Source organism: Paraburkholderia susongensis (assembly GCF_900177725.1).
Taxonomy (GTDB): Bacteria; Pseudomonadota; Gammaproteobacteria; order Burkholderiales; family Burkholderiaceae; genus Paraburkholderia; species Paraburkholderia susongensis.
Genome location: NZ_FXAT01000001.1, coordinates 304,021 through 323,314, shown reverse-complemented (window position 1 = coordinate 323,314; position 19,294 = coordinate 304,021). Strand labels below are relative to the sequence as shown.

At 62.8% G+C, this 19,294-nt stretch carries 16 protein-coding genes; 7 read left to right on the top strand and 9 right to left on the bottom strand.

The window, feature by feature from the left end:
• Positions 1-21: 21 nt before the first annotated feature.
• Positions 22-1,236 carry a pectate lyase family protein gene (locus B9Z01_RS01440; RefSeq protein ID WP_085481141.1) on the top strand — a complete coding sequence of 405 codons (1,215 nt, stop codon included), beginning with the start codon at positions 22-24 and terminating at the stop codon, positions 1,234-1,236.
• 40 nt (positions 1,237-1,276) lie between these two features.
• Positions 1,277-2,638: a bifunctional UDP-N-acetylglucosamine diphosphorylase/glucosamine-1-phosphate N-acetyltransferase GlmU gene (glmU, locus tag B9Z01_RS01435; protein WP_085480480.1), complete on the top strand. Its 1,362-nt coding sequence runs from the start codon at positions 1,277-1,279 to the stop codon at positions 2,636-2,638.
• A 153-nt stretch (positions 2,639-2,791) separates the two neighbouring features.
• On the opposite strand, the gene B9Z01_RS01430 is transcribed toward glmU, so the two are convergent.
• From B9Z01_RS01430 to B9Z01_RS01390, 9 genes are all read right to left on the bottom strand, one after another.
• Entirely contained in the window at positions 2,792-3,178 is a 387-nt protein-coding gene (locus tag B9Z01_RS01430; protein WP_085480479.1) for a RidA family protein, read from the bottom strand.
• A gap of 74 nt (positions 3,179-3,252) precedes the next feature.
• Positions 3,253-4,002, bottom strand: coding sequence for an IclR family transcriptional regulator (locus B9Z01_RS01425; protein ID WP_085480478.1), 750 nt, complete (start codon positions 4,000-4,002; stop codon positions 3,253-3,255).
• Positions 4,003-4,104: 102 nt separating this feature from the next.
• Complete coding sequence (locus B9Z01_RS01420; RefSeq protein WP_085480477.1) at positions 4,105-4,857, bottom strand: amino acid ABC transporter ATP-binding protein; 753 nt, start codon at positions 4,855-4,857, stop codon at positions 4,105-4,107.
• Positions 4,854-5,498 carry an amino acid ABC transporter permease gene (locus B9Z01_RS01415; protein WP_085480476.1) on the bottom strand — a complete coding sequence of 215 codons (645 nt, stop codon included), beginning with the start codon at positions 5,496-5,498 and terminating at the stop codon, positions 4,854-4,856. The genes B9Z01_RS01420 and B9Z01_RS01415 overlap by 4 nt, the downstream gene beginning before the upstream one ends.
• A gap of 21 nt (positions 5,499-5,519) precedes the next feature.
• Positions 5,520-6,236 (bottom strand): amino acid ABC transporter permease, encoded by a 717-nt coding sequence (locus B9Z01_RS01410; RefSeq protein ID WP_085481140.1) that lies wholly within the window; start codon positions 6,234-6,236, stop codon positions 5,520-5,522.
• A 51-nt stretch (positions 6,237-6,287) separates the two neighbouring features.
• Positions 6,288-7,124, bottom strand: coding sequence for a transporter substrate-binding domain-containing protein (locus B9Z01_RS01405; RefSeq protein ID WP_085480475.1), 837 nt, complete (start codon positions 7,122-7,124; stop codon positions 6,288-6,290).
• Positions 7,125-7,447: 323 nt separating this feature from the next.
• Positions 7,448-8,632: a porin gene (locus B9Z01_RS01400; RefSeq protein WP_085480474.1), complete on the bottom strand. Its 1,185-nt coding sequence runs from the start codon at positions 8,630-8,632 to the stop codon at positions 7,448-7,450.
• 115 nt (positions 8,633-8,747) lie between these two features.
• Positions 8,748-11,174: a glycoside hydrolase family 31 protein gene (locus tag B9Z01_RS01395; protein WP_085480473.1), complete on the bottom strand. Its 2,427-nt coding sequence runs from the start codon at positions 11,172-11,174 to the stop codon at positions 8,748-8,750.
• A 19-nt stretch (positions 11,175-11,193) separates the two neighbouring features.
• Positions 11,194-12,480 carry an MFS transporter gene (locus tag B9Z01_RS01390; protein WP_085480472.1) on the bottom strand — a complete coding sequence of 429 codons (1,287 nt, stop codon included), beginning with the start codon at positions 12,478-12,480 and terminating at the stop codon, positions 11,194-11,196.
• A gap of 480 nt (positions 12,481-12,960) precedes the next feature.
• Between B9Z01_RS01390 and B9Z01_RS01385 the strand changes: the two genes are divergently transcribed.
• The 5 genes from B9Z01_RS01385 to B9Z01_RS01365 all read left to right on the top strand — a co-directional run bounded on the left by B9Z01_RS01385 (position 12,961) and on the right by B9Z01_RS01365 (position 19,285).
• Positions 12,961-13,308: a hypothetical protein gene (locus B9Z01_RS01385; protein WP_085480471.1), complete on the top strand. Its 348-nt coding sequence runs from the start codon at positions 12,961-12,963 to the stop codon at positions 13,306-13,308.
• 183 nt (positions 13,309-13,491) lie between these two features.
• Entirely contained in the window at positions 13,492-15,435 is a 1,944-nt protein-coding gene (locus B9Z01_RS01380; RefSeq protein ID WP_085480470.1) for an extracellular solute-binding protein, read from the top strand.
• Between the two features lie 72 nt (positions 15,436-15,507).
• Positions 15,508-16,545: a microcin C ABC transporter permease YejB gene (locus B9Z01_RS01375; RefSeq protein WP_085480469.1), complete on the top strand. Its 1,038-nt coding sequence runs from the start codon at positions 15,508-15,510 to the stop codon at positions 16,543-16,545.
• Positions 16,545-17,651 carry an ABC transporter permease gene (locus B9Z01_RS01370; protein ID WP_085480468.1) on the top strand — a complete coding sequence of 369 codons (1,107 nt, stop codon included), beginning with the start codon at positions 16,545-16,547 and terminating at the stop codon, positions 17,649-17,651. The genes B9Z01_RS01375 and B9Z01_RS01370 overlap by 1 nt, the downstream gene beginning before the upstream one ends.
• Positions 17,648-19,285, top strand: a complete 1,638-nt coding sequence (locus tag B9Z01_RS01365; RefSeq protein WP_085480467.1) for an ABC transporter ATP-binding protein — start codon at positions 17,648-17,650, stop codon at positions 19,283-19,285. The genes B9Z01_RS01370 and B9Z01_RS01365 overlap by 4 nt, the downstream gene beginning before the upstream one ends.
• Positions 19,286-19,294: the final 9 nt, after the last annotated feature.

Sequence of the window (19,294 nt, the reverse complement as noted above, 5' to 3'; positions counted from 1 at the left end):
CCTTCATAAAAGGTGATGTTCATGACGATCAGCGTAGGCAGCATCGTGCGGGGCTTGCGGTTGGGGCTGCTTGTTTGTCTCGCACTGGCGGCGTCGTCGCGCACGGCGTTCGCGGAGTCCGGCAGCGCGTGCGCGAAGGCGGACGCGGCGTGTCCGTTCGTCTCCGGCCTGCTCGCGCAGCGCGAGGGCTATGGGCGCGCGGCGACGGGCGGCGAGGGCGGAGAGGTCGTGACCGTGACGTCGCCGGCGGATGCGGGGCCGGGAACGCTGCGGGAGGCGCTCGCCCACGCCCGCGGGCCGCGTTGGATCCGCTTCGGGTCGGACATGACCATCACGTTGCTGTCGCAACTGCGTGTGCCGGGCAACGTCACGATCGATGGCCGCGGGCATCGCGTGACGCTGCTCGACTATGGGCTGGGCATCTACGGCAGCAACAACGTGATCGTCACGCATCTGACCATCGACGGGCGGTTGCGGACGTTTTCGCAGGCAATCAACGTGGCCAATCATTCGACCAATGTCTGGATCGACCATCTCGATCTTTCCCGGTTCGCGGATCGCCTGCTCAACGTGAAGAACGGCTCGACGGACGTGACGGTGTCGTGGGTCAAGTTCCATGACGACGACAAGGTGATGCTGCTGAACAACATCACGTCGAAGGATCTGTTCGCCAATTACGATCGCGACAAGGGCGCGCGCGTGACCGTTCACCACTGCTATTTCCTGGATACCGTGCAGCGCAACCCGCGCGCGCAGTTCGGCACGTTTCATATTTTCAATAATCTGCTCGAGAACTGGGATTTCTACGGCATGAGCTTCAGCCTTCAGGCGCGGGCGCTGGTGGAGGGGAACATCTTCAGCAACGTTTCGAAGCGCGATTGCGTGGAGCCGGAGTTCTTCCCCACGGTGGAAGGCGTGAAGGCCAGCTATTGCAAATACATTGCCGACGCGCCGTCGAGATCCGCGTTGCCGAACGGCGGATCGGACCAGAGGAATTTCGAGCGGACGGCTAAACTTTACGCGGGCGGGGAGCGCGACTATCGCGCGTATCTTTCGGTGAAAGACAATCTCTATCTTCGCGACGCGAAGGCTGTCTTGCAGAGCTATTTGCCGGAAAAGGTGCCGGCGCCGCCCTATTGCTATACGTACGACGCGCCAACGCCAAAGCTCGCGGACGAAATCCGCCGGTTCGCGGGCAATACCGACGGCCCCGCGCCGGGAACGCCTTGTCACTGACGATGCGATTCCATCCATTCATACACATACGGTCATACTCGTGAACATCGTGATTCTCGCGGCAGGCGTGGGCAAACGCATGCACTCCGCGCTGCCGAAAGTGCTTCATCCGCTTGCCGGCAAACCGCTGCTCTCGCACGTCATCGATACCGCCCGCGCGCTTTCATCCACCCGGCTCGTCGTCGTGGTCGGCCATGGCGGCGAAGCCGTGCGCGAAGCCGTCGGCGCGCCCGACGTGCAGTTCGCGCTGCAGGCGCAGCAGCTTGGCACGGGCCATGCGCTCGCGCAGGCGCTGCCGTTGCTCGATACGAACGTGCCGACGCTCGTGCTCTACGGCGACGTGCCGCTCACGCGCGCATCGACGCTCAGGCGGCTCGTCGACACCGCCGGTCAGAACGGTTACGGCATCCTGACCGTCACGCTCGACGACCCGAGCGGCTACGGCCGCATCGTGCGCGACGCGGCGGCGAGAGTCGTGCGCATCGTCGAGCAGAAAGACGCTGACGAGGCCGAGCGCAAGATCGCCGAGATCAACACCGGCATCGTCGTGACGCCCACCGCGCCGCTCGCGGGCTGGCTCGCCGCGCTCAGGAACGACAACGCCCAGGGCGAGTATTACCTGACCGATGTCGTGGAAGCCGCGATCGCTGCAGGCCACCCGGCCGTGACCGCGCAGCCCGACGACGAATGGGAAACGCTCGGCGTGAACAGCAAGCAGCAGCTCGCGGAACTGGAGCGCGTGTATCAGCGTAACGTGGCCGAGGCGCTGCTCGTGGCGGGCGTGACGCTCGCGGACCCGGCGCGCATCGACGTGCGCGGCTCGCTCACCTGCGGGCGCGACGTGTTCATCGACGTGAACTGCGTGTTCGAAGGCGAGGTGACGCTGGCGGACAATGTGAGCGTGGGGCCGAACTGTGTGATCCGCGGCGCGTCGATCGGTGCGGGCACGCGTGTGGACGCGTACACGCACATCGAAAACGCGGCAGTCGGCGCGAACGCGGTGCTCGGACCGTATGCGCGTCTGCGCCTCGGTGCGAAGCTCGCGGATGAGGTGCACGTGGGCAATTTCGTCGAAGTGAAGAACGCGAACATCGGCGTGGGCTCGAAGGCGAATCACCTGAGCTACGTGGGCGATGCCGACGTGGGTGCGGGCGTGAATATCGGCGCGGGCACCATCACCTGCAATTACGACGGTGCGAACAAGCACCGCACGATCATCGGGGACAACGTGTTCGTGGGTTCGGATACACAGCTTGTCGCGCCGGTGCGCGTGGGCCGCGGCGTGACGATCGCGGCGGGCACGACGGTGTGGAAGGACGTGCCCGAAGATGCGCTCGCGCTCAACGAAAAGGCGCAGATCGCGAAAACCGGCTACGTTCGACCGATGAAGAAAAAGCCCTGAACGGCTCAATGCCGCGCATGCCGGTGCATTTCCCAACCGATCGGATTCCCGATTGGCGTGAAGAGATCACGAGGCGAGGGTGAACCTCGCTCGAGTATTCCTGTCACGCAAGTGCGTGAAGGCGGCAGTTCGAATCAAACCGGCGCGCCGCCTCTACTTTTGCGGTTCCTTATAAGCGACACAATCGACCTCGACCTTGCAGTCGATAACCATGCTCGATACGACGGCCGCACGTGCGGGCGGATGATCGCCAAAGTATTCGCGAAATACTTTATTGAAGGACGCGAAGTCGCGCGAGTCGTCGAGCCAGACCCCGCAGCGTACGACGTGTTCCGCGCCATACCCGGCTTCCTGCAGGATCGCGAATACGTTCTTCAGCGCCTGATGCGATTGTTCTACGATTCCGCCGTTAATGACTTCACCGTTTACCATCGGCGTCTGGCCGGAGACGAACAGCCAGCCATTCGCCTCGACCGCGCGCGCAAACGGCATGTGTTGACCGCCGGTTCCTTTACCGCCTTCTACTCCATAACGCTTCATCGCTTTACTCCTGAAAGCATTGTTTGATTCCATGCATCGCGAGGCTGGAACGTTAGTCCATTCACGCGCCGGGACTATCTATGGGATAACGCCTTCGCGGATTGCAGAAGGTCTTCGAGCATTCCGGTTCGTCTCTCCGGGCTCGTGTCGCGGCTCGTCATGAAACAGAGCGCGGCAATCGGAAAGCCTGCGCGGTCGCAGATTGGCGCCGCCATGCAGAGCCGAAAGGCATTGGACAACCCTTCGGTGCAGCAATAGCCTTGCTCTTTCGCGTGTTGTACATCCCGAAAGAATTCAGCGAAGTCGATCTGAACACCGTTGTCGAGGACGAAATCGTCGGCGGGGATCAGAGCGCGAATCTCGTCCGCACTCAGGTGGCCAAGCAGCAGACGGCCTGTCGCGGTCCAGGGAATCGGCACTCTCACGCCGATGTCTGAACTGATGTTAAAAGGCCGCGCGCTACTCTCCGAGAGCACGACGGTGTACTTGTTGCCCTCGAGCATGCACAGCTGCGTAGTCTCTTCGTACTTTCTGACCAGCGCCAGGATGGCTTGATGAGCGCGGCTGATCAAATCGTTATGAGTGGCGTAATCGGACCCGTAGTAGTGCATTTCGCGCCCGAAGAACACGCTGCCGTCCGCCGCCGTCTCGAGCCAGCCTACCTCGGTGAGAATCGCGGCCAATTCATAGATGCTCGAACGAGGCGCGCCGGTTGCCTCGATCAACTCGCGCATCGTCATTGGCCGCTGAGCGATATGCAACTGCCGAAAAATTGCGATGACGCGGTCCACGCCTCTGGCCCGCGACGATTCTGTAACAGCCATCCACTCACTCCATTGAAGCGTTCATAAAGCCGACTGTCTGTCGAGTGATGTGAGTTTACCGTGCGTGGAGACTCGAAAGAACGACATTCAGCCTGCAATACGTTAATGGTCGAGAACCCTGTGCAGAAACTGTCGCGTGCGCTCGTTCGACGGATTGACGAAAATCTGCTCGGGCTCTCCCTGCTCGGCGATAACGCCCTTGTCCATAAACACAACGCGATCGGCGGTTTTACGAGCAAAGCCCATCTCGTGGGTGACCACCACCATCGTCATGCCATCGCGCGCGAGACCGCGCATGACCTCGGTGACTTCGCCGACCAGTTCCGGGTCCAGTGCCGATGTCGCTTCGTCGAAGAACATGATGCCCGGCTCCACGGCAAGCGCTCTCGCGATCGCGACGCGCTGCTGCTGACCGCCCGACAACTGGCTCGGGTAGTGCTCCGCGCGTTCGGCGAGTCCGACGCGGTCGAGCGCGTCCATCGCGCGCTTGCGCGCATCCGCGGGATTCATCTTGCGAGCTTTGATGAGCGCGAGCGTGACGTTTCCGAGCGCGGTCTTGTGAGGAAACAGATTGAACTGCTGGAAAACCATGCCCACGTGGCCACGAATCTCGCGTGCCCGGCGGGGATCATGCAGCGGAACCTCGTTGACCCAGACCTCGCCGGAATCCGACGTTTCGAGTCCAGCCATGATCCGCAACACGGTACTCTTGCCGGAGCCGGAAGCGCCAATCAGCACCAGGACTTCGCCCGACCGAACCTCGAGATTGATTTCGTTCAACACACGGGTCGAACCGAATGATTTGCTGACGCCCGCCAGTGAAATGATGGGCCTGGTTTGAGTCTGGTTGCTCACGACAATCTCCTACGGTCATGGTGGCGCACCCATTGCGAGAGTGGGAAGCACACGGCAAAGTAAATCAGGGCGACGAGTCCGTAAATCTCGACAGGCTTGCCGACGCGGTCGACGATGGCCTGGCCACCGTGCATCAGTTCGGACATCCCGATCATGCTGACAATCGACGTGTCCTTGATGAGCGACAGATACTGGCCAATGAGCGGAGGCAGCACGATCTTCCCCGTCTGAGGCAGCACGACGAATGAGAACGCCTGAGCTTTCGTGAGACCGAGGATTTGCGACACTTCCCACTGGCCTTTAGGCACTGACTCAATGCCGGAGCGGAACACTTCGGCAATGTACGCGCCTTGATACACACTCAAGCCGATTACTCCGGCCGCGAACACATCGATCGCGTAACCGAAGTAGGACACGCCAAAGTAGATAAACATCAAGGTGATGAGTATGGGCGTACCGCGAAACAGCTCTGTATAAAGCCTGGCGATACGGGACGTGCCCCACGGTCCGAACGACCGCAGAACGGCGGCAATGAGACCAATCAGGGTGCCGCCCACGATCGACGCCACGGAAAGCAGCAGCGTCGTCACCAACCCTTGCAGCAGGATTGAAAGACTGGTTCTCAGCAGTTCAACTGACATAATCCAACTCCGATGCGAAGATTAAGCTCGGTTGGCCCGACGCATTGAAAAGCCCCCGAAACGGGCGCGAGGCCGGATGACCAGAGGAGGATGAAAAATTCGCGCTCCGAGTTGGCCGGCAAGCCATGAAAGTACGTTGCTGAGTACGAGATACGCGACCAGCGTCACGGCGAACGTCTGAATGTAGAGAAGGGTGCGCGAGTTGATCACCGTCGCGGTTCCGGTCAACTCCGGAAGCGCAATGGCGGACAGCAGCGACGTACCGAGTAACAACTGGATCAGGTAATTCACGATCGTGGGATAGACCGCTCGCGCTGCCTGCGGCAGCACGATCGTCGTGAAGATCTGCCCGCGCTCGAGCCCGAGAATGCCGGCCGCTTCCAGCTGGCCGCGCGGCACGGACTGTATGCCCGCACGAAACACTTCCGACAGGTAGGCGCCGACGTTGAGTCCCAGTGCAATCACGCCGGCCCAGTATGCGTCCAGTGAAATGCCGGCGGACGGCAGGCCAAAGAACACGATGAAAATCTGCAGCAGGACAGGCGTATTGCGGATGATTTCGACATAGCCGCGAGCGATATGCCGAAACAGGGCGACCGGACTGACGCTGGAGAGCGCGGCCAACAGCCCGAGCACCACCGCCAGCACGAACGAGAGCACCGTCACCTGCAGCGTGAGCCAGCCCGCTCGCAAGAAGTCGGGCACATAGGCCCACAAGGTTAGCCATTCATAACTCATCATATCCTCCACATCGATCGAGTCTCGTGCGCTATCGACATCGCTCGCTCCTTAGAACTGCGGGTTCAACGAGTAGCGCGGGTCGGCGCCGAACCACTTCTTGTAGAGCTCGGCGTTCTGCTTCGACGCATTGATGTTGAAGAGGAACAGATTCAGATAGTTGAGCCACTCCTGGTCCCCGGCCTTGACGCCAAATGCGTTGTACTCGAGCGGCACGAGGGCTTCGTTAGTGACCATCAGCTCGGGGTCGAGCTTCGCCTGGTAGGCGAGGAAGTTGTTGTCTTCGATCATCGCATCGGCCTGACCCTGCTTGACGGCGAGAATCGCGGCCTGCGAGCTGTCATATTCCTGAATCTTGACGCCCATGTTCAGCGCGCGCACTTCGTCGCCGTTGGTCGATCCCTTTACCGTGGCGATCGTGCGATTATTCATATCCTTGATGGACTGAATCCCGCTGCTCTTCTTGACCAGCAGTGCTTCGCTGGCAACGACGTAGGGCGTCGTGAAATCGACGACTTTCGCGCGCTCGAGATTGCGCGTGAAGTTGCAGAACACGACGTCGACCTTGCCGGTCTGCAGATTCGGAATCCGGTTTGCGCTCGTCGTGTTCACGATCTCGAGCTTCACGCCCATCTGTTTGGCGAGTTCCTTCGCGAGGTCCACGTCGTAGCCATCGGGTTGACCATCTTTGTCGTAGAACCCGAAAGGCGCGAAACTCAGGCAATCGCCAACGCGCAGGGCGCCACGCTGCAGCACCGTCTGAAGGGTCGAGGAGGAAGCTGCCGCGCCCTGTCCCGGAGTCGACACCTTGGTGCAGCCCGTCAACGCGAGCAGTCCAGCAACGGCGAACAGAAAGACAGTCTTGGCGCCACGTTTTGCAAGTTTCATGTAAAGGTCCTGATCGGAAAAGGGTGTCCCGGGACGGACGAAACGGTTCCAGTGCCTTCGGCACGCTCGGGAACCCGCTGGCTCACGCACCCGTTTATCCGATATACCGGACAGACATCTGGCTAATCGGATTCAGGCGAAGTTTTGGACACTAGAAATAAAGCGGCAAGTGGACTGAACCCTAATTGTGTTTTTATTTTTTTTCAGGCATGGCGCGAGTGGTGATGGCGTTCGTTCGGGGCTCGACGCGCTTCTGCGGGCATTAAAACAAAAGGCCTGCGCGGATTGCTCCGGCAGGCCTTCGGCGTGTTGCAGCCAATCAATCAGAACGCGTGCCGCAACCCCACCATCCCGACAAACTGCGACGGCCCCGACGATGGCGTCGTATTCTGCGAGTCGCCGACCACCGCGACCGCGTCGGCAATGCTGACCCCGCTGCCCGCCGCAATCAGCGCCTTGCCGCTCGCGTGCTGATACGCTTCGAGCGCATACAGCGTCGTGCGCTGCGAGAGGTTGTAGGTCTGCTCGAGCGAAATCTGGTGATAGTGCGCAGGGTCGCTGATGCCATTCGCCTTGCTCGACTGCGTGAAGCTGTAGCCGCCGCCGACGGTCACGCTCGGTGTGAGCCGATACGTCGAAATTACGCCGTACGTGTTGAACACGGCCTTGTCGAGGAAGAGCGACCCGTTGCCCGGCGCGTACTGCACGTTCGAGTAGTTGAGGCCGATCATCAGATCGTGCCAGCTATAGCGACCCGCCGCGGCGAACAGTTGCGCGCTGCGCGCGCTCGCATAACCGTTGTTCACCGGCGAGTTGATGGCGAAGCTGCCGAGCGCCGCGCTCGTCGCGATGTCCTTGAGTTTCACGTAGCCGGCGGCGAGCGACACCGGCTGGTAGTCGTAGCGCAGCGCCGCGCTGAACAGGCTGCCGTTCGCGACGCTGCCGGGCACGCCGCCGAGACCGTATTGCGCGCTCGCCTGCAGGCCCGCGATCGTCGGCGATAGATAGGTCACCGAATTATTGAAACGCAGCGTCGTGTCGAGTGCGTCGATATCGCCGGGGTGCGCGCCGGTCGCGCCGGTCAGCACGCCGGTCGGTCCGAGCGCGCCGACCATCTGGAAGTAGGGCGTGTATTGCCGGCCGAGCGTTACGGTGCCGTAGCGGTCATTCGCGAGACCGACATAGGCCTGGCGGTTGAACAGGTTGCCTGCGGTGCTTTGCGCACCGGTCAGCGAATTGAAGCCGCTTTCGAGCCGGAAGATCGCCTTCGTGCCTCCGCCGAGGTCTTCCGAGCCGAGGAGGCCGAACTTGCTCGCCTGCAGGTTGCCCTGGCTCATATAGAAGTTCGAATGCCCTTTCTGATTGCTGACGTAGCTGAACGCGTTGTCGACGACACCGTACAGCGTGACGCTGCTTTGCGCAGACGCGCTGGCCGAAAACGCGGCGCCCGCGAGCGGCAGGCAGAAGAAGGCGAACGCGCGGGTACGCGCGCGCTGGGTTGGGTTCATGATGTGAGTGTCTCCGGACTCAATGGATGGCCTGAGCGCTCATTGACTGCTCAGGCCGACGCGGTTTGTCGTTCAGTGCTTCGTGGTGCTTCCTCGTCGTGCCACCTGCGGTGCCTCAATGCGGCAGCGAAATCGTCAGGCAACGCCAGCCGTCCTCGGTGTGATCGCCTGCGAGCGTGCCGTTTGCGCAGACGATCGCGCGCGTCTCGTGCATCGGCACGAAGATGCGCACCTGCGATTGCGGCGCGGACCTCCAGCCCGGACGTTCGACCGCGATGCGCAACGTGCCGGCGTCGTCCGTCGTTAGCATGACGTTCCAGCGGCCTTGCTCGCCTCGACGCCATGCTTCGCTCTCGCCGTCGTCTTCGATGCAACGGCCTTGCGCGGTGCCCGCGCCCGCATACGGCACCGCGATGAACGCGCGCTCGTCGGCGGGGCGGCCGAAATGCTGCTCGGCGATATTCAGCGGAATCACGCTGCCTTCGCGCAGCAGGAACACGGGCTGCTCGAACGGCGCGGGCAGCGTGACCGTCTGGCCGCCGTCGAACGCTTCGCCGCTCCAGTACGAGACCCAGCGCGTGCCGGCCGGCAGGTACACGTCACGCGTAGTCCGGTTCGCGTCGACCACCGGCGCGACCAGCACTGACGAGCCGAGCATCATGTCGTCGCCGTCGGTGAGGCAGCGCGCATCGTGCGGAAACTCCGCGAACATCGGCCGCAACACGGGCTCGTACGCGCTGTGCGATTGCCACAGCAGTTCGTACAGGTAAGGGATGAGCCGGTAGCGCAGCTTGATGAGACCGGCCACCTGCTGCGTGACTTCGGGGTACATCCACGGTTCGTTGACGGTGCCGTCGTCGTTCCACGAGTGAATCGAAAAGCGCGGCAGGAAGATGCCGAACGCGACCCAGCGCGCGAACAGCTCCGGCCCCGGCGCCGGACCCGAAAAGCCGCCGATATCGTGCCCGCTGTTCGATATGCCGGACATCGCGAGCCCGAGGCCCATCTTCAGATTGAAGCGCAGCGTTTCCCACGACGTGTAGTTGTCGCCCGACCACGTCTGCACGTAGCGGTGCATGCCGACGCCACCGGAGCGCGACACGAGGAACGGCCGCCTGTCGGGCGCATGCTCGCGCTGCGCGTCGTGCGACGCACGCATCATCAGTTGCGTTTGCAGCACCTTCGCCTGATGCGCGGGATAAGGCTTGCCAAAACCGTGGGCTATCGCGTTAGGCGACCAGATCTCGAACTCGTTGTTGTCGTTCCACGTGGCCGCGATGCCGTGCCTGAGCAGCGCCTCTTTCACGCGCGCCTTCCACCAGTCGATCGCGGCGGGATTCGTGAAGTCGAGATAGGCGCCCACTTCGTCCCAGAACTGCACCCATGCGGGCTCGCCGTCGGACGCTTCGATCAGCAGGCCGGCGCTCGCGACCTCCTCGAACTTCGGATGGTCCTGCAGCAGACACGGCTTGATGTTCGCGCACAGGCGCACGCCGTGCTCGAGATAGCTTTGCACGAAGCCGTCGATGTCCGGAAACTTTTCGTGATTCCAGTTGAACACGTAACGCTTCGCACCGATCGACGTATAGCCCGACGACAGATGGAACGAATCGCACAGCATGTCGTGCTCGCGGCAGCGCTCGATGAATTCGCCCATTTGCTGCTGCGCGTTGGGAGCGTCCGTATAGCTCATCGTCGAGCCCGAGTAGCCGAGGCCCCACTTCGGCATCCACGCGGGACGCCCGGTGAGCCATGTGAAGCGGCGCACCGCGTCGAGCGGCGAGCCCGCCGACGCGATGAAGTAGTAGTCGAGATCGCCATGCTCGGCGATGAAATGGCGATAGTGGCCGTGATAGTTGTCGAGCTCGCGGCCCATGTCGAAGCGGCAGTCGGCGAGCGTGTCGTAGAAGAGGCCGAAGCCCGTCGAGGTCTGCGGCTGCCACGTCACGTAGAACGGGATGTGCTTGTAGAGCGGGTCCGTCGTGCGCGCGCTGTAGCCCATCGCGTCGATGTTGCGCATCTCGTAGCTCTGCTGCGCGCGGTCGAGCGAGCCGGCGCGCTCGCCCAGGCCCACGTACATTTCGTCGCGGCGGCGCTCGACGTAGTGATACACGCGCGAGTCCCACCAGCCGAAGTTATAGGCCTGCGTTTTGCGATCGCTCATTACGCGATGCCACGCGCCGTCGTGCAGGATGTCCCACGCGCATGCACCGCCTTCGAGCGCGATGCTCACGCGCACGCGCGCCGTTTCGATCACGACGTGTCCCGCTTCTTCGCTCACCGTGAACGGCGGCGGCGTGAAGCCGCTCATGTCGCGGCGCTCGCGGCCTTCGAGCGGCACGTCGTCCGCGCCGGGCGCAATTGCCCAAGTGCGCGGGCCGCGAGTTTCGCCGTCCGGCAGCACGAGTACGCGGATGACGTCTTCCGCGAGCACGAACAGTTCGATCTGGCGGTTCGGCTGCGCGCTCAGCACGATGGGGTTGCCGGCCGTGGACGACAACGCGAAGCGCGGCGGATGTTTGAGATTGGTCAATGAACGCATGATGGGTCTTCGATGGAGGTCACGCAGCAGTGTTGATGCCGAGGTCGGCGCGATGCGCGCGGCCATGGCGCGGCACGCCGCGCATCAGGACGATCAGCAGCGTCGCGCCGATGATGTCGAACGCGCCGAGCGCGCCGAAGAGCGGCGTATAGCCGATCGAATCGGCGAGCGCGCCGACCATCAGCGAGAAACCGAGGCCGCCGAGCCACGCGGCCATGCCCGCAAAGCCGGCGACCGTGCCGACTTCGCCCGGGTCGAATACGTCGGCGGCGAGCGTGTTGACGAGCGCCGAGATCATCTGGTGTGCGAAGCCGCCCACGCAGAAGAGCGCAATGGCCTGATACGGCGATGCGACGAGACCGATCGACGCCGGGCCGAGCATCATCAGTGCGCCGAGCACTACGCCCGAGATGCGCGACCAGATCAGCGGCACGCGCAGATGCTTCATCAGGAACGGTGAGAGATAGCCGCCGAACAGGCCGCCGAGATCGGCGGCAAGAAACGGCAGCCACGCGAACATGGCGATCTGTTTCAGATCCATATGACGCTGCGTGGCGAGATAGAGCGGAATCCAGAAGCTGAACGTTTGCCATGCGGGCTCGGCGAAAAAGCGCGCCTGTGCGATCGCCCAGAAGCGGCGCGTGCGCAGCACCTCGCGCACGCTTGCGCGCTGTGCCGCGGGCGGCGCCTGGCCGCGCAGGATCGTGGCGCGTTCCGCGTCGCTCACGCGCTTGTGGTCGGCGGGCGAGCGATACAGCAGATACCACGCGGCGGCCCACACGAAACCGAGCGCGCCGGTCACTGCAAATGCGCTCTGCCAGCCGTAGCGCAGCGACAGGAACACGACGAGCGGCGGCGCGAGCAGCGAGCCGAGCGAGGTGCCCGCATTGAAGTAGCCGACCGCGACGGATTTCTCGCGATCGGGAAACCATTCGGCGACCACCTTCATGCCGGCCGGAATCGCGACGGCTTCGCTCAAGCCCATGAAGCCGCGCAATGCCGCGAGCGAAAACCAGCTGCCTGCGAAACCGTGGAACACGCCCGTGAGCGACCACAAGCACGCGAAGAGGGCAAAGCCGAGCCGCAAGCCGATCAGATCGATGATGAGACCGCAGACCGGCTGCATGATCGTATAGCCGACCTGAAACGCGCCGACGACATACGAGTACTGCCGCGTGCTCATGTGCAGCAGCTTCATCAGTTCCGGCGCCATCACGCCGAGCGCGTTGCGCGACAGGTAATTGACGATCGTCCCGACGCAGACGAGGGCAATGATCCACCAGCGCAATCCCATGATCGTTTTCAAATCAGTCTCCGTGGCGCGGCGAGTCGCCGCTCCAGCGGCGCTCGGATATGCGCGAATTCGAACATTTGTTGATTTTCGATGGCAGTCATCCTATCACTTGGAACCAACCGGAATACCAGGGTAAACCATATATGTTTTGTCGTTTTTCCTTGATTTTTTGGAATAATTTAGAGATTAAACATTCGATTCTGTAAAGTGATCTGATGTCTTGGTTTCGTGATGTTCGATATAAATGTTCTTTCGAACGTGAAAATGTTCGTTTTTGTCGGGCGGCAACACGAGGGCGTTTGAAGCCCGCGTGCGTGGCCGGCAGCGTCCCTTCCTGCCGTTTTTCTCAGGACCATCTGCCCAATGTAACCAGACGTTACCCACGCTCGAAGAGGCGATTTTCAGCATCAGTTATTACAAAGTTGAAATACGCGCGTCGCTTCCTTGCGCTATATTTCCGCCAACAAAACACGTTCCTACAAAGGGTGATCAATGAAGTCCGCTCGTCTTGTTCCGCTTCTGCTCGGGGTGTTGACGTTGGGTGCATCGGGTGCTGCGATGGCCGCAGGGCTCAACGTCGGGGTCAATATCGGTATTCCCGCACCGGTCTACGTCGCACCGGCTCCGGTCTACGCGCCGCCTCCGCCGCCTCCGCCTCCCGTCATCTATCAGCCGGCGCCCGTGTACTACGGGGGGCCGCAAATCGTGATCGGCTGGCATGGCGATCGTTACTGGGACGGCCATCGCTACTGGGCGCGTGACGACTGGTATCGTCGTCATCCGCCGGGTCGCGGCAACTATGCGCGCGACCATTACGACAATCGTCGCGGCTGGCACTAAAGCGCAACGCGCGCGGCTGCGAGCCGCGCCGCTGAAAACGGAAACCGCCCCGCGAGGGCGGTTTTTGTTTGCGCCGGCACATTTGCAGGTGACGCATTTCGTCGCAGCCTTGAGCAGGAGGGCGCGGATTAATTCGGTAGAATTCCCCCACATCGCCACTGCCCATTCACCAGCAAGACCTCTATGACAACTGGCTCGCGACGGGTTCAAACGCCTCATGCATGTCCACACAGCGTGATCCACGGACCCTTGCGCGCCGCGCTCGCCAGTGCGCTCGCTGTTGCGGTGATCCTCGCCAGCCTGCTCGCCGCGCAACCGGCTCATGCCGCTCATGCGATCGCGCAATACGGTGAGCCGAAATATCCGGCCGGCTTCAAGCACTTCGACTATGTGAACCCCGATGCGCCGAAGGGCGGGACGCTCGTGCTTGCGAACCCGAGCCGCCTGACGAGCTTCGACAAGTTCAATCCGTTCACGCTGCGCGGCAATCCGGCGCCCGGCCTCGAAATGATGTTCGAGAGCCTGACGACCGGCAGCAGCGACGAAGTCGCATCGGCGTACGGGCTGCTTGCCGACGACATCGCCGTCGCGCCCGATGGCCTGTCGGTGACCTTCCATATCAACCCGCGCGCGCGTTTTTCGAACGGCGACCCCGTTACCGCCGACGACGTGAAGTTCTCGCTCGATACGCTGAAAAGCCCGCAGGCCGCGCCGCAATACGCATCGATTTTCGGGGAGATCAAGCGCGCGGTCGTCGTCGATCCGCAGACGGTGCGCTTCGAGTTTCGCGACCGCAATCGCGAGTTGCCGCTGCTCGCGGGCAGCATGCCGGTGTTTTCGCGCAAGTGGGGGATGAAGCCGGACGGCAGCCGTATTCCGTTCGATCAGCTCGCATTCGAAAAGCCGATTGCGAGCGGCCCGTATCTGATCGAGAGCTACGACAACGGCCGCACGATCACGTTTCAACGCGACCCGAACTACTGGGGCGCCGATCTGCCGGTGCGCGTCGGCATGAACAACTTCGAGCACATCGTCTACAAGCTCTATGCGGATAGCACCGCGCGGCTCGAAGCGTTCAAGGCCGGCGAATACGATGCGCTCGTCGAATACATCGCCCGCAACTGGGTGCGGCGCGACGTCGGCAAGAAGTTCGACAGCGGCGAGCTGATCAAGCGCGAATTCCCGCAGCACAACGGCACCGGCATGCAGGGCTTCATCCTGAACACACGGCGGCCGTTGTTCCAGGACGTGCGCGTGCGAAAGGCGCTCGATCTCGCGCTCGACTTCCAGTGGCTGAACCGGCAACTGTTCTTCAACCAGTACACGCGTATCGACAGCTATTTCGCCAACACCGAATGGCAGGCGAAGGGGCTGCCCTCGCCGGGAGAACTCGCGCTGCTCGAACCGTATCGCAGCCAGCTCGACCCGGCCGTGTTCGGCCCGATGCCGAAACAGCCCGATACCGATCCGCCTGGTTCGCTGCGCGCCAACCTGCTGCAGGCGCGCGATCTGCTGCAGCAGGCCGGCTGGGTCTATCGCGACGGCGCGCTGCGCAACGCGAAGGGCGAGCCGTTCCGGTTCGAGATTCTCGACGACGCGGGCTCGGCGTCGTCGATGGAGCCGATCATCGCGACCTTCACGCGCAATCTGCAGAAGCTCGGCATTACCGCGACGTTCCGCACGGCCGATTTCGCGGTCTATCAGAAGCGCCTCGATGCGTTCGATTTCGACGTGACGACGATTCGCATGCCCGACGTACAGGTGCCGGGCTCGGAGCAGGTGAACCGCTACGGCAGCAAGGCCGCCGATACGCCCGGTTCGGACAATGCGATCGGCGTGAAGTCGCCGGCGGTCGACGCCGTGCTCGACGCGCTCGTGCATGCGCAAACGCGCGAGCAACTGACCGACGCCGCGCATGCGCTCGATCGTCTGCTCATGCATGGCTACTACGTCGTGCCGCACTGGTACAGCGGCACGCACCGGGTCGCGTTCAAGCGCGGGCTCGCATGGCCGAAGACCTTGCCGCTGTACTATGGCGCGGAAGGCTGGATCACGTCGATGTGGTGGTATGAGGATCCGCAGGCGCGCGCACAAACGTCGCCCGCTGACAAGCAGCCGAAACCGTAGCCGCGCCAACGTGCCGTTCATGCATCGCCCGCTCTTCGATCAATCCAACGCCCTCGCACCGGAACACCGCCTATGTGGAGCTACATCCTCAAACGCCTGCTGCTGATGATCCCGACCCTGCTCGGCGTGCTCACGCTGACCTTCGTCGTGATCCAGTTCGTGCCGGGCGGACCGGTCGAGCAGATGCAGCACGAGTTGCGCAAGGGCGCGGAGGGCGCGGCGCCGTTCGGCCTGCGCTCGCATAGCGGCGTCGACGCGCAACAGATCGCGCAACTGAAGCAGCTGTACGGCTTCGACAAACCGCCGCTCGAACGCTATGTGCTGATGCTCAAGCGCTTCGCGACCTTCGATCTCGGGCAAAGCTATTTCCGCCATCAAAGCGTATGGTCGCTGATCGTCTCGAAGCTGCCGGTGTCGATCAGCATCGGCCTGTGGACGTTCTTCCTCACGTATCTGATATCGGTGCCGCTCGGCATCGCGAAGGCGGTGCGCAACGGCTCGCACTTCGATCTCGCGACGAGCCTCGTCGTGCTGATCGGCTATGCGATTCCGGGCTTCGTGCTCGGTGTGCTGCTGCTCGTGCTGTTCGGCGGCGGCACGTTCCTGCAACTCTTTCCGCTGCGCAACCTGACCTCCGACAACTGGGACCAGCTCAGTTTTTTCGGCAAGATCCTCGACTATCTCTGGCACATCGCGTTGCCGATCACGGCCTCGGTGGTGGGCAGCTTCGCGGTCGTCACGATGCTGACGAAGAACGCGTTCCTCGACGAAATCCGCAAGCAGTACGTGCTGACCGCGCGCGCCAAAGGTCTGTCGGAAAAGCGCGTGCTGTGGAAGCACGTGTTCCGCAATGCGTTGCTGCCGCTGATCGTCGGCTTTCCGGGCGCGTTCATCGGCGCGTTCTTCACCGGCAGCCTGCTGATCGAGACGCTGTTTTCGCTCGACGGGCTCGGGCTGCTGTCGTATGAATCGGTGATACGGCGCGACTATCCGGTCGTGCTCGGCACGCTGTATCTGTTCACGCTGATCGGCCTCGTCACGCGGCTGATCTCCGACCTCTGCTATGTGTGGGTCGATCCCCGCATCCAATTCGAACAACTGGAGCGCTGATGAATCGAGCCCGCCTTTCAGCCGATGCGACAGCGCGCAGCGAACTGCCGCGCGCGCTCGTGTCGCCCACGCCCGCGCGCCGCGTGTGGCGGCGTTTTCGTCAGCAGCGTCTCGGCTACTGGAGCCTCGTCATCTTCGTCGTCGCGTTCGCGGCGAGCCTCGCGGGGCCGCTGTGGTCGAACGACAAGCCGCTCGTCGCGCGCTATGACGGCCACCTGTATTTTCCGATGTTCAAGACCTACGCCGAGACCACGTTCGGCGGCGATTTTCCGACGCCGGCCGATTACCTCGATCCGTACATCAGGCATCGCTTCGATGCGCCGGGCAACTTCGCGCTGTATCCGCCGAACCACTATTACTACGACACGCTGAACTACTTTTCGAAGTCGCCGAACCCGGCGCCGCCGTCGCGTGAAAACTGGCTCGGCACCGACGACCGCGGCCGCGATCTGTTCGCGCGTCTGCTGTACGGCTTTCGCGTGTCGGTCGAGTTCGGTCTCGTGCTCACGGTAATCAGCACGATAGTCGGCATTGCGGCGGGCGCGGTGCAGGGTTATTTCGGAGGACGAACCGATATCCTCGGGCAGCGTCTCATCGAAATCTGGAACGCGATGCCGCAGCTTTATCTGCTGATCATCTTCTCGTCGATCTTCGAGCCCGGCTTCGCGCTGCTGATCGTGCTGCTGTCGCTGTTCAACTGGATCGGCCTGTCCGATTACGTGCGCGCGGAGTTCCTGCGCAATCGCCAGCAGGACTACGTGCGCGCGGCGCGCGCGATGGGGCTGTCGCACTGGCAGATCATCTGGCGTCACGTGTTGCCGAACAGTCTGACACCGGTCATCACGTTCCTGCCGTTCAGCATGAGCAGCGCGATTCTCGCGCTGACCAGTCTCGACTTTCTCGGCCTCGGCGTGCCGCCCCCGACGCCGAGCCTTGGCGAACTCCTCGCGCAGGGCAAGGCGAATCTCGACGCGTGGTGGATCTCGGTGTCCACCTTCGGCGTGCTCGTGACGATGCTGCTTCTGCTGACCTTCATGGGCGACGCGCTGCGCAATGCGCTCGATACGCGCATCTCCGATGCGATGCGCGCGGGAGGCCATCAATGAGCGCCATCCCGCAGCGTAGTTCGCAGGATGCGATGGCGGCGCCGCCGCTGCTCGAACTCGATCATCTGCGCGTGACCTTCGGCGACACCGTCGCGGTGAACGACGTGACGCTCGCGATCCAGCGCGGCGAGCGCGTCGCGCTCGTCGGCGAATCGGGCTCGGGCAAGAGCGTGACCGCGCTATCGGTGCTGCGCCTGCTGGCCGATGCGCAGGTGAGCGGCTCGATCCGCTTCGACGGCGAAGATCTGCTCGCGAAGAGCGAGCGCGCGATGCGCGGCCTGCGCGGCTCGGAGATCGCGATGATCTTCCAGGAGCCGATGACCGCGCTCAATCCGCTCTATACGATCGGCGACCAGATTTCGGAGACCATCGTCGTGCATGACGGCGTGAGCGCGAGCGAAGCGCGCAAACGCGCGGTTGCGTTGCTCGCGCGCACCGGCATCGCCGAGCCGGGCAAACGCGTGAACAGCTACCCGCATCAGCTCTCGGGCGGCCAGCGGCAGCGCGCGATGATCGCGATGGCGCTCGCGTGCCGTCCGCGCCTGCTGCTCGCCGACGAGCCGACCACGGCGCTCGACGTGACGATCCGCGCGCAGATCGTCGAGCTGCTGCTCGAACTGCAGCGCGACGAAGCACAAAAGCGCGGCATGGCCGTGCTGCTCATCACGCACGACCTGAACCTCGTGCGCCATTTCGCGCAGCGCGTCGCGGTGATGGAGCACGGCGTGCTCGTCGAAACCGGGGCGGTCGAACAGGTATTCGAGGCGCCGCGTCATCCGTACACGCAGCGGCTGCTCGCGAGCCGGCCGCAGCGCACGGTCGTGCCGGTGCTGCCGATCGCGCCGGTGCTGCTCGATGCGCGCGACGTGTGCGTCGACTTCAGGACGAAGCTGCCGGGCTGGCGCGGCTGGTTCGGCTCGGGGCGTTTTCGCGCGGTCGAGCAGGCGAACGTGTCGGTGCGTCAGGGCGAGACGCTCGGGATCGTCGGCGAATCGGGCTCGGGCAAGTCGACGCTCGCGATGGCGCTGCTCGGCTTGCAGCGCACCGCGCACGGCGAGATCGAGTTTCAGGGCAGAGCGCTCGCCAGCTATCGGGGGGCGGAAAAAACTGCCTTGCGCTCGAACATGCAGGTTGTCTTTCAGGATCCGTTCAGTTCGCTTTCGCCGCGGCAGACGATCGAGCGGATCGTCGGCGAAGGGCTCGCGCTGCACCGGCCGCAGATGACGCCAGAGGCGCGGCGCGACAAGGTGATGGCGGTGCTGCGCGAAGTCGGCATCGACCGCACGGCGCTGTACCGCTATCCGCATGAGTTTTCGGGCGGACAGCGGCAGCGGATCGCGATTGCGCGCGCGCTGGTGCTCGAGCCGCGCGTGCTGATCCTCGACGAGCCGACGAGCGCGCTCGATGTCTCGATCCAGCAGCAGGTGCTCAAGCTGCTCGCCGGTTTGCAGCAGAAATACAATCTCGGCTTCGTGTTCATCAGCCACGACCTCGAGGTGATCGGGGCGATGGCGCACCGCGTCGTGGTAATGCAAAACGGTTCGATCGTCGAGACGGGGGATGTCGAGAAGATTTTTGCGACTCCGTCCCATCCCTACACGCGAAAGCTACTGAAAGCAGCGCTTGATCGTTGATTTTTCACC